Genomic DNA, 11832 nt, shown 5'->3' on the forward strand with positions numbered 1-11832 from the left:
GAGGGTTTACTATGATAAAAATAATACAAGTCATCCTTATTCTATATACGCTACAATAATCTATAACGATTAAAGCGACTGTTTTCGGATTGCTATTTCTTATATTGACGCCTTCATACGGATATTATCGCATTATGCTATTACCCCAAGATCAACTGACCGAGCTGGTACGAGCCTTAGAGACCGATCAGCACGTCTTTGCCACTGACCCGTTATTAATCACGGAAAAGCTACAGGGCGAGGATGGCACGCCTATCCAAAAGCTGCATCGACGGGCGTCACGTATAGACAGCAACGGGGCGCTTGCACGTGTACTGGGTAAGATTGACGGCCGTATAAAGGGCATCATGATCGTTATGAGCGTGGTGTGGTGCATCTCAGGGTTTTTGGGGTTATTCACGCTATTGCAGTCTAATGTTGTGAACTTCTTTTATGTGTTGGTCTGTCTACTTGGTTTTCATACCATTATGCTTGGTGGCTGGCTTGTCATGACCCTTGTCAATCGAGATCAGCAATCGCCCAGTTGGTTTGCGAGCTTTGTCAGTCCAAGTTATCTCATACGTGGTAAGGACGATGTGACCAAGGCTGCCGTCGATCTGTATGAGCGGCAGTTGCAGCACAGCGGTATGCGTTGGTATTTGGGGCGGTTTAGCCATCAGTTATGGCTTGCGACATTGACCGGTATGCTACTTGCGATTATATTTTTGCTGGTTGTACGTCAGTATAGCTTTAGCTGGGAGTCAACCTTACTCTCTGATCAAGCGCTTGTAAGCTTGACTCAGGTATTAGGCTGGCTACCTAGTATGGTGGGATTTGGTGTGCCAGATAGTACAGCGATCGCACAGAGCAGGCTTGTCACCGAAGCGATGCCGCTGTCTGTTGCAAGGCAATGGGCAGGGTTACTAATCGGTAGCTTGCTAATGTACGGCATTGTACCTAGAGCTATAGCATGGGCGTTCTGTGCATTGATGTTCCGCCGCAAAAAAATGCGTTTGGATATCAAACAGCCCTATTATCAAAAAATCCTAAACTTTTGGCAGCGGCACGTGGTGGATGCTGATGACTTTACAGAAGCACCAGCCCCTATCGCTCCAAAAGCGACGGTCAGTGCGGGCAAGAAGTTAGTTGCGCTGCTTGAATACCCTGCAGATCAGGACAAATGGTGGCAATCAGGTCTTGATAATACACTTGAAGGCGATGTGGAAAATTTTGGCATATTAGATGATCGTGACGATATGGCACGGTTAAAGACGTATTTAGACAGTCATTCTGTGCAAGTTTTGCTTGGCATTCATAGCAAAGCGCTACCTGATCGCGGCACGCTACGTAAACTCGATCAAATCGCTGCTCACGCCAAAGATGGGCTTATCGTACAGCTGATTGGTAATAACAGCGTTTCTACGGGATTAACTGACGCACGTACCGATGATGAGCCATCAGACAAACAAGCGGTTCGTTATCAGCAGTGGCAAACGGCGCTCTCTGCACGAAAGATTGGCTTGGTTGAGATAGATACTTAACACATTCTAATTTTTAATCTGTTACTCATATCTTAACTTATCATTATGACTAGCATGATTTACAATAAATAAATATTATACGTCTTAATAGCTGTGACGTCATATTAAGATGACAAGGATGTTTTATAGTGGCTAGGAGCCCAAGATGGCAGCAGACAACTCCCTTATGGCCCTAGGTCAGTATGGTCAACTATTGGATGGTTACAGAGAGGCATTAAACCAAAGTATCTTAACGGCTGCGCCAGAGTCATGGCAGCCAATGCTGGCGAGCATTCTACCTGCATATTGGCAAGAGTGGCTGCTACCGCTGGCTGGTGGCCCATTTTTCTTATTATTTTTAGCAGAATGGTTCTATCAGTCCAAGCGTGGCAATGGTAAAAGCTTTAGTTGGCGCCGTGCGATGACCAATTTTAGCTTAGGTGGCTCTTATTTAGGGTTTGAATTGATTGTCCAAGCGCTTATCGTCATACCTATCTGCTTATGGTTATATCAATACCGACTATTCACTATTGAGGTGACATGGCTCACTGCCATCCCTATATTCGTCGCGGTTGAGTTTAGCTATTATTGGTTCCATCGCGCGTCACACCGTATGAATTGGTTTTGGTCAGCGCATGTCGTGCATCATTCAGACGATCTTATGAATCTATCCACTGCCATGCGTCAAAGCCTGTTATATTCTGTGACGGGTTGGTGGTTGTTTTTTGTTCCGCTGATGATGTTGGGCGTACATCCTGTGTGGGTATTTTTCTTTTACGCCTTAGATTTGATTTATCAATTCTTTATCCATACCGAAACAGTCGGAAAATTTCCAAAATGGGTTGAGTATGTTTTTGATACCCCATCCAATCACCGCGCCCATCATGGCACCAACGACGAATATATTGACCAAAATTACGGCGGTGTTCTCATTATTTTTGATCGCTGGTTTGGCACTTATGTAGAAGAAAATACCGTCAATAACCCCGTCCAATACGGTGCGGTTGGCGAAACCAGCCATGACAATATTATTAGTCTGATATTTGGGGTCTTTTACCGGATGTGGCAGCGCTTTTTTCGTGCCAAAGGGCTTAAGAAAAAGCTAAAGGTACTGCTGCGTCCACCTAGTGCTGTCTAATATAGTCAATCCTCTATAAATTGGATACGGTGTCAGTCTCGCTTAGCCTACTACTTGTAGTGCTTTCACTCGTCTTCCTTGTATTCAAACTATATTGAACCGACTAGAGCATGATTATAAATGCGTGGACTACGATTTATGATATGGATTATACGCATTCATAACCGATACCCAGTCAGATTTGTTTTACAATAAATGGCTACTATGTGTTTTTGCCATCAATAAATATAAGACGTTACTATGAATAATGACAATAACAATAACAATAATCATGAGAATAATAAGCCTGCAGGTCTCTTTGCAGACAAGGCTTATGAGCCAACCCCTGATGTCTCAAGCACTCCTTCAGACAACACCTCAAAATCTACAGTAGCTCAGTCAATAGCTACTCAGGATAATCAACCTGTATCAACCGATACATCAGCAACGACAGCACCAGCGTCAAGGGTAACAAAGAAAACGATTGCCAGTGGTGAACCGCTCAAATTAGCCGTTGTCGGTCATACTAATACGGGTAAAACCTCTATATTGCGCACCTTATTGCGTGACGTATATTTTGGTGAAGTCAAAAACGAAGCTGCAACCACACGTCACGTCGAGCAGGCACAGCTGACAGACAGTCGCACTGGTGAGGTGCTGGTAGCATTATACGATACACCTGGTTTGGAGGATGCATCAGGGCTTATGGACTGGCTAGAGGACAACACTGCCAGTCGCCGCGATGGTATTGAGCGCTTGCAACAGTTTTTGGCGGCGGATATCGCTCAAGGTGCAGACAGCTATGACTTGCCCTATGATTATAGCCAAGAAGCCAAAGTAATCCGTCAGTTGCTGACAAGTGATATGGCTATCTACGTGGTAGATGCTCGTGAGCCTGTATTGGGTAAATATAAAGATGAGCTAGCGATTTTGTCTTGGGCTGCTATCCCCGTGATGCCTGTTTTTAATTTTACAGACAGCCAGAATGCCAATATCGACGACTGGCAAACGATGCTGGCAAGACGTAATCTGCATATCTCAACGCGTTTTGATTCAGTTGCTTTTGAGTTTGAGGATGAAATGCGCCTATGGAAAAACTTAGCCACCATGCTCACCCACTTTGAGATGCTTGAGCAGCTGATGCAACGTCGAACGGAAGACTGGGCTCAGCTGTATGATGAAGCCAATATCATCATTGCTGACTTTTTATTGAATGTCGCCGCCTTTGTACGCGAGATCAATGATGACGACGACCCACTGCCTGTATTAGAACAAATGCAAGAAGCCGTTAGACAAAGTGAGCGTGCGATGCAGCACAACTTACTTAACCTCTATAAGTTCTATGATAATGCTGTCTCGGCAACACCGCTTGAGCTACAAGCCTATCAACAAGACCCATTCGACCCTGAGTTACTCAAAAGTTACGGCATCCGTACGACGTCTGGTGCCGCTGCTGGTGCGCTGCTCGGATTGGGGATTGATGCGGCAGCACTTGGCACTACATTAGGGTTGGGCGCTGCGATAGGTGGTATCGCAGGTGGATTACTATCAAACACCAGCAGTATTGCAGATAGGATTACTGGGGTAAAACGCTTGTATATTGATCCTGCGACGTTAACATTACTAGCCACGCGAGCATTAGACCTGCTAACTGCACTTCGTCACCGTGGTCATGCTGCCACGGACGCCACTCAGTTATTGTATAAAGGCGAGAAAAATAGCCTTGAAACGTCAGGAGGTGATAATAATCCTGATGAAGACAATAATCCAATTACTGTATGGCCGGCTCATAAATTACCAAGTGAGCTCAAAAAAGCCCGAGGTAAACCGCAATGGTCATCGCTCAGCAGCGGGAAGTCTGAACAAGCGCAGTTATTGCGCACAGACATGGCATGGTCACTGTCAGGTAAATTGCAGTCGTATAAGCGTGATTCATGATTATTTAATGCTATATTCCTAAATCACGGCATGACTACTCACTAGTAATTACTAACCATGCGGTTGATTTACTGTACCTAACAGTGCACTCAATGCCTCTGTGCCACGTATATCTGTTTGCTGCAGATAAATTGGATATAACGGGTACTTGGTAAAGCCTTGCTCGATATCTTGCATGAGTTGCTGCTGCCTATCTGCCCGACGCTGCCAGAAATCATCTGACTGCGTGGGAGCTATCAGCTGATTGATGACGATTGCTGCTGGCGTGAGCTTACTGTCTTCTAACTGCTCGATAGCTCGTTTGGTCTCAGCCAACGGTAAGACGTCAGCGGTCATAACCAATACGATCGCCGTTTGGGCACGGTCATGCAGCAATAATCCTGCTTGACGAAACAACTGCTTGCGCTTTTCCAGTACTGATACGGCTTGCTCCCAGCGATCGGATTTCTTTGCGGCAAACGGATTAGCAACATCGTTTTTGAGGCTATCTGTTTGATCGCCTTTTTGATTATGACTGTCCAAATGCGTCGCCACCGAGCGCAGTTTGGCCTGCCTTCGTTGCTGAGCGAGCAGACCGTCCGTCCATGCACCCATCATCTCAGGCAGTATGAGCAGTCGCAAGGTATGTCCTGTCGGTGCAGTATCAAAAATAACATGCTCATAACCAGCCTCTGCCGCCTCGACTAAGTGATGGCACATAGACTCAAGCATCGCGGCTTCTTGGGCACCAGGTGCTGATTTAGATAATCGCAGATGCTCACGAATTTTTGGCATCATATCTGGATTGGCATAGGATTTAATTGTGCGTTCAACTTGGGCAAAATGCTCATCGACAATCACGTCAGGATTTAACTCAATGGCATCCAGATAAGGTGATATCGTGGTTTTTTCGTTCTTTAGACGCGTATTGAGTACATCGCCCAAGCTATGTGCTGGATCAGTTGAAACAATTAAGGTTTTTTGCTGCTGGCTTGCATAGTAGCTCGCTAGTGCAGCAGCAGTGGTGGTTTTCCCCACGCCGCCCTTCCCTCCGATAAATATAATCGGCTGCGTCGCCAGCTGCTCTACCAATCCATGTAAAGGGTGTAATGCCATGTTGTTATCTCGTCTTTTGTCTCATTGTGCAATCAATGTTTAGCTTATTTTTATCACTGCTATTATTAGCAGCAACCAACGTGATCAAAGGGGCATCTATCCATACCCATGCGCGTGTGCCATTCATGGAAGTTTTCTAAAAACAACGGCTGTAGCTCTAGTGTATAAAAGCTGGCTGGGTTATCAATGCCCAAACTCTCGGCAAACATGAGCAACATAAAAAAATCTTCTTCATCACGGGCAGCACGCGCCATCGTCTGTCGATATGGCGCATGGTAGAACTCATTCAATCCAGCCACAAACCGTTGCCACCATGGTTGGGTATTTTCTAGCTCGTTTGGGGTGCTTTCGTCGTCCATAATGACCTCTTATTTTATTTAATACTTATAATCCATCATGCCTATCCGATACAAAAAACGCCAGCAATTGCTGCTAGCGTTTTTGATTCTGTGCAATATATGAACTTCACTAGCGTTAGGTATCGTCCTTGATGTTGCCGTTACCTCTGTGTAGCGACCATTCTTTGCGTAGCACCGAGAGACTCTCAAATGTCACTAAAATCGTGGCCACCAAGATAATGATGTCCATAATGATAAGTAGCCAATTGCCATCTGTGAAGAAGGTTTTGAGCTGAATCAGTAGTGCAAATACGGTCATAACCAACAAGAATGACAATGGTGCTAAGGTATACCAAACAGGCTTGCCTTTACGCAACAGAATAACAGTGACAATCATCAGAGTCAGCGCTGCCATCAACTGGTTGGTTGTACCAAATAGTGGCCAGATAATCATGCCACCAGCACCATCGATACCACCGGCACCAAATGCCAATAGCAAACAGCTTCCGACTGCTAGTAACGTTGCGACGACACTTTTACTCAATACAGGCAATTTATAAATCTCACCAAATTCTTGGAAGATATAACGTTGCAAACGTACGCCAGTATCCATCGTAGTACCAGCGAATAGCGCAGCCATTACTGTCAACATCGTTTGTGATAGCACCATATCGATACCGACACCAGCATTCAAGATGGTCGCGCCGCCATCGATGAAAGCACCGATAGAACCGTCACCAAATTTTTGATAAACCGCTTGCCAATCACCAAGCGTAGCAAAACCTGCCGTTGCCGCCAAAATTGCACCGAGTGCGAGCATACCTTCACCCAACGCACCAAAGTAGCCAACGAAACGAACGTCTTCTTCTTTATCAATCTGCTTGGATGTCGTACCAGTTGCCACTAGACCGTGGAACCCTGAAATTGCGCCACAAGCAATTGTGACAAACAATAGCGGCATCAGTGAAGGCGTGCCGATTGGTAATGCCGTGTTGATTGCTGGGGCGACAATGGTTGGTGTCGCAATAAAAATAGCCGCGTACAGCAGAATCAAACCGACAAATAGCTGCAAACCGTTGATATAATCGCGTGGTTGAAGCAGCATCCAGACAGGCAGTAATGAGGCGACCGCTGCATAAGCAAACAAAATAAGAATCCAGACAGCGTTATCAGGTAAACCCATGATGGTTTCAGGCAACACAATCGGGAACATAGGTCCAAGATAGATAAGTCCGTATAAGGCACCAACACCGATAATGGATACCCAAACCAAGTTCATTTTGTAGCGATAAATACACTGACCAATGATAAAGGCAACAACCAACGCACCCCAAACTGGTAATACTGCAGATGGGGTTTTGATCATCATATTAGCAATAGCAACACCAAATACAGCATTCACCATTAATAACAATAAGAAAATAACGACCATCATCAAGCTACGGACACGTGTGCCCATGACGTTACCAGCGATAGAACCAATCGACTGGCCTCTGTTGCGCATACTTGCCCAAATGGCCGACATATCGTGTACACCAGCCATAAAAATAGTGCCAAATACCACCCAAATGATGGCAGGCACCCAGCCCCAAATTACAGCAATAGCAGGACCAATGATCGGTGCAGCGCCAGCGACTGAGGTAAAATGATGACCCCATAATACATATTTGTTGGTGGGCACATAATCCACCCCATCTTTCATTGTATGTGCAGGCGTTGGACGACTGTTGTCCAATGCCAAAATCTTAGTGGCAATAAATTTTGAGTAAAACAAGTAGCCGCAAAACATAGCAGCTACAGCGAATACCAATACAATAGCACTATTCATCTTATCTCTCCCTAGACAAGTAGTCGATAGCCTTATAAGTTCAAGCTTTTTGAATCAAAATATGAAAAATATGCTAAATTAGTGTGCGGTGAGTGACTCATCTCACCTGAGATTAGACAAATCCTATATAGGATAATATCTTAGGAAGATTGTAAATTAATCATCAATCAATAAACCTTTGCACTGTAAAATTAGAGCACGTCACTAATCAGCATATAGTGTGGTGAGCCTTTGTTTAAAATTCTGGTTGAATAGTAACCGATTTGACGACAAATGTAACGTAAGTAAGACCTGAAAAACAACAAATAAAGGAAGTACAATGGCACATTATTTTGGATTCGTACCCTCAGACAAACTAAAAGCACAAATCAGTGAGGCCGAACAGGTCATTGCTTCAGATGAGCAAGTAGATTATTACCCGTATCGTGATGCGCTCACTCATCAGACCGCACGTGATCTGACGGATAATCTGTTGGTTGGTTTGGTAGACATTATCCCAAATCCTGAGCGTCAAGCCTCTATGCGAAAAATCGTTGTGACAATTGAACGTGCTACTGATACCCTACTCAATATTTTACTTGGTAAAGAGAATAATGAAGAAGTGATGCCAAGTTTTAATTTTTTGCGAGATCATGCAACCTTTATAGATAATGAAGGCGTAAAACGTGTGGGATTTAAGCTGTCTGAAACAGATGCAAAAATAATCGATGAAGGGTTTGCTGCTATCACTCCAGAACACGTCGATAAAGCCAAATTTAAAACAGCACTCGAAACTATGAACGAGGCGACACTAACTCACTTTGTCAGTCGCTACGCTGAAACACTGAAGCTTGGCATGATTAAGCGAAAATCCGTACCAGTCGCCAAATCAGCCATTGATAAAGGCATGAGTATGGCACTTAATAAGCTGTTGCCCGACCTACCAAACGACTCATTGAACCGCTTGGCCAACTATTACCGTCCGTTTATTATTCAAAAGCCAGAATAACCCTTTAAATCGGATTAATTTTGTCTCAAAAGTCATATGACGTTGGGAAAATTCACGAAAATTTGCTAAAATAAGCGGCACTTTTTACCAAAGGCGCATCCGATGACCCAAATCAGTAACCAAGAAATTGAAAAAACATTACGCAACTCAGAGTGCCTTATTAGCAGTATCGAAGTTGCTGCTGCTTATGAGCGTTTGGCCGCTCAGCTAAACCTACACTATGTTGGGCTTAACCCTATTGTTATGGTCGTCATGAATGGCGGACTGATTCCAGCGGGTCAGCTACTGACACACCTGACGTTCTATCATCGTATGCATTACATCCATGCGTCTCGATATCGTGATAACCAAGGCACCAATGATCTTGATTGGAAATTTAAGCCAGATGTTAATATCGAAGGTGAGCATGTATTGCTGATTGATGATATTTTTGATGAAGGTATTACTCTAAAAGCAGTCGTGGAAGAACTCAGCAAAGAAAAACCACTGTCTATCGAAACTTGTGTGTTGCTTAACAAAGAACATGACCGTAAGGTTCAAGGGTTTGATGTGGATTTTGTGGGCATCAACGTGGCAGATCGTTATGTTTATGGTTGTGGTATGGACTTTCATGGTTACCTGCGCCATTTGCCTGGTATCTATGCAATCAAAGAAGACAAAGTTTAACGTTTAGATTTAAGCGCTTAAATCTAAATCATAAAAAAGCATCCTATTTGGATGCTTTTTTATTGTGTTCAGAATGAGAAAACCAACAATGGTAATGAATGGCATGATAATGATTAAAACTGTAATGCCAAACCCGTATGCCGTTCAGTAGGTGTTTGTACGGCTTTTTCTAATGCATGTTTTGTACTATAGATGGTCACTTGCTTTTTAGCACGAGTTACCGCTGTATAGATAAGCTCTTTACTAAGTAGTCTTGCATGACTGTTATCAAAAGTAATAGCCACATGATCAAACTCAGACCCTTGCGATTTATGTATGGTCATTGCATATGCCGTCGCCATCACTTCCTCATTTAGCAGGTTAACAGCGATACCTTGCGTTTTATTTTCAAAAAACACTTCAAGTTGGTTTCTTTCACCACTCGTCTGCAAGCAAAAGCCAATGTCCCCATTAAAGAGTCCTAGCTCGTAATTGTTCTGTAGCACCATAACAGGACGTCCATGAAACCACGTGTTTTGACCCAAGGGCAGCTTTAATTCTGCAAGATGCCACTGGGTCAAGTAATTATTAATATAGTGATCGCCCCATTCACCATTGTGGCCCGCAGTTAAAATTCTGAACTGATTAAAGGTTTCCATTAATGAGGTAATTATAGTTTTTACCGATTTTGGCATGGATTTTTCTATTGGATTTTCTTGATAATTTTTAATGTTAAGTAGATATAAATGGTAATTTTTTGACATTTTTTCAATAATTTTTTTATTGCTTAGGCTATTTTTTGTCTTGTCATCTAATAGATCTGCTGCTTGTGGTGTATTCACATATTGAAAACTCAGTGCATTATCATGTTTCAATAATTGCCAGATCGCTCTAATATCTACATCTGCTTTGTTTATTTGGTACGCAAGCTTGCCAATACCAGAGTCTGCACTAAAACGACGGCTTTCAGTCAGCTCTGCGTGAATGGGTTGCAATAAAGGAATACGACACAAATCGGCCAATACAGCCCCTGCATCTACCGCTGCTAACTGGTTTGCATCACCCAGTAGTATCAAGCGTGCACCGGGCTTTACAGCACTTACTAAATAATTAGCCAACTCTACCCCGAGCATTGATGCCTCATCAACGATGATAATATCTTCGCCGAGTGGGTTTTTTGCATCGTAACGAGGTTTACCCGTACGGCCAATACCTAACAAGCGATGAATCGTTTTGGCCTCTTGCAATTGCAATTCTACATTCGCAGCATCAAGTGCCGCCTGTAAAGACTCTTGCATTCGCTGGGCCGCCTTACCCGTCGGTGCTGCTAATGCGAGGCTCGCACTGTCTGTACTGAATTTAATCTGTTCCTGCTTACCTGCCCTACTCTCTGTGGCCTGTTGCAGTGCAATCACTAGCTGAGCTACGGTATAAGTTTTTCCGGTGCCTGGCCCGCCAGTGATGATGCTAAATGCATTATTGTTCGAGACATTAATGGCCGCTACCTGCTGCGGATTTAGCGTATCGGGTATATTGATAGCTAATGGGGATATTTTCTGATTTAGAATAGTATTGATATGCTGTGCCAAGTTGAGCTCTGCTTGCCATGCGCGGTGTAGCCAAAAAGTGAGTGAAATTGTCGAGTCGTTTTCATCTTCATTGATCTGATAAATAATAGGCTGATTATTTTTGCTTAGGCTATTATTATCATGCATCATTCCTGAATTGACATCAGCAAACAGCCTATGCTCATAAATTGACTGAGTAAAAGAGCGTAAATCTGTGTTCTTTAGGTACTCATAAAGGGCAACTATCGTATTAAAACGCTTGGTCAATATCTCTTTTTCGTGATTGGTCAGTGTCAGCTGTGTCCATAGCTGCGCACGCCGAGCAAATAATGTATTCAACAAATCAAACAGTGAGGGTTCTACTATAAGATTTTCTGCTGTTTGCAAATCTATCCCACTGCTTGTTGCTGTTTCTGTCGCCTGCACCTCTACGGCTTTCAGATTCGATTGGGTATCAATCAACGCTAAGACTGGCATCGCTAGCATCTCTAACAACTGCTGCTGCCACGCATATAGTGTGACTGACTCACCATTCACGTGACCTTGTAACGGTTGCTCGCTCTCAACTGCCTCAATGGTCAACACCGTATGCCCCTCTTCTAAATGAGTGGCTAACACCACGAATAAAGCCGAAAACAAATGACGCTCTTCTGTATTGTCAATCCGTTTGCCATGGATATTAGATGCTGTATCTGGCGTGCTGTATGCAACCTGCGTTTGCTGACGACGCAGCAATATATAATCACTGATATTGCTGGCCCAGCTTTCTTGTACGCCAACGGCTACCTTATGCTTACTGTTGTTATTGCTCATTGT

Annotated in this window: 9 protein-coding genes; 5 read left to right on the forward strand and 4 right to left on the reverse strand. The window is 43.8% G+C overall.

What is annotated here, in order from left to right; genetic code table 11:
- Positions 1-134: 134 nt before the first annotated feature.
- From IP510_RS09020 to IP510_RS09030, 3 genes are all read left to right on the forward strand, one after another.
- The gene (locus IP510_RS09020; protein WP_194364448.1) at positions 135-1520 is read left to right on the forward strand and encodes a DUF2868 domain-containing protein; all 1386 of its coding nucleotides are present in this window, start codon (positions 135-137) and stop codon (positions 1518-1520) included.
- A 145-nt stretch (positions 1521-1665) separates the two neighbouring features.
- Positions 1666-2637 carry a sterol desaturase family protein gene (locus IP510_RS09025; protein ID WP_194364449.1) on the forward strand — a complete coding sequence of 324 codons (972 nt, stop codon included), beginning with the start codon at positions 1666-1668 and terminating at the stop codon, positions 2635-2637.
- Positions 2638-2877: 240 nt separating this feature from the next.
- Entirely contained in the window at positions 2878-4554 is a 1677-nt protein-coding gene (locus IP510_RS09030) for a DUF3482 domain-containing protein (RefSeq protein WP_194364450.1), read from the forward strand.
- Between the two features lie 51 nt (positions 4555-4605).
- Here the strand turns inward: IP510_RS09030 and IP510_RS09035 are convergent, their stop codons facing one another.
- The 3 genes from IP510_RS09035 to IP510_RS09045 form a co-directional block, all read right to left on the reverse strand.
- The gene (locus IP510_RS09035) at positions 4606-5649 is read right to left on the reverse strand and encodes an ArsA family ATPase (RefSeq protein WP_194364451.1); all 1044 of its coding nucleotides are present in this window, start codon (positions 5647-5649) and stop codon (positions 4606-4608) included.
- Between the two features lie 65 nt (positions 5650-5714).
- Positions 5715-6008: a cory-CC-star protein gene (locus IP510_RS09040; RefSeq protein WP_194364452.1), complete on the reverse strand. Its 294-nt coding sequence runs from the start codon at positions 6006-6008 to the stop codon at positions 5715-5717.
- Between the two features lie 115 nt (positions 6009-6123).
- Positions 6124-7815, reverse strand: a complete 1692-nt coding sequence (locus IP510_RS09045; RefSeq protein ID WP_194364453.1) for a carbon starvation protein A — start codon at positions 7813-7815, stop codon at positions 6124-6126.
- Between the two features lie 319 nt (positions 7816-8134).
- Between IP510_RS09045 and IP510_RS09050 the strand changes: the two genes are divergently transcribed.
- Together IP510_RS09050 and IP510_RS09055 are read left to right on the forward strand one after the other, a co-directional pair.
- Positions 8135-8803, forward strand: a complete 669-nt coding sequence (locus IP510_RS09050; RefSeq protein WP_194364454.1) for a hypothetical protein — start codon at positions 8135-8137, stop codon at positions 8801-8803.
- Positions 8804-8905: 102 nt separating this feature from the next.
- The gene (locus tag IP510_RS09055) at positions 8906-9469 is read left to right on the forward strand and encodes a hypoxanthine-guanine phosphoribosyltransferase (RefSeq protein WP_194364455.1); all 564 of its coding nucleotides are present in this window, start codon (positions 8906-8908) and stop codon (positions 9467-9469) included.
- A 113-nt stretch (positions 9470-9582) separates the two neighbouring features.
- Here IP510_RS09055 and recD read toward each other — a convergent pair whose 3' ends face one another.
- A complete protein-coding gene (recD, locus tag IP510_RS09060; protein ID WP_194364456.1) occupies positions 9583-11829 on the reverse strand; it encodes an exodeoxyribonuclease V subunit alpha in 2247 nt (748 codons plus the stop codon).
- Positions 11830-11832 lie beyond the last annotated feature (3 nt).

Source organism: Psychrobacter sp. NG254 (assembly GCF_015277735.1).
Taxonomy (GTDB): Bacteria; Pseudomonadota; Gammaproteobacteria; order Pseudomonadales; family Moraxellaceae; genus Psychrobacter.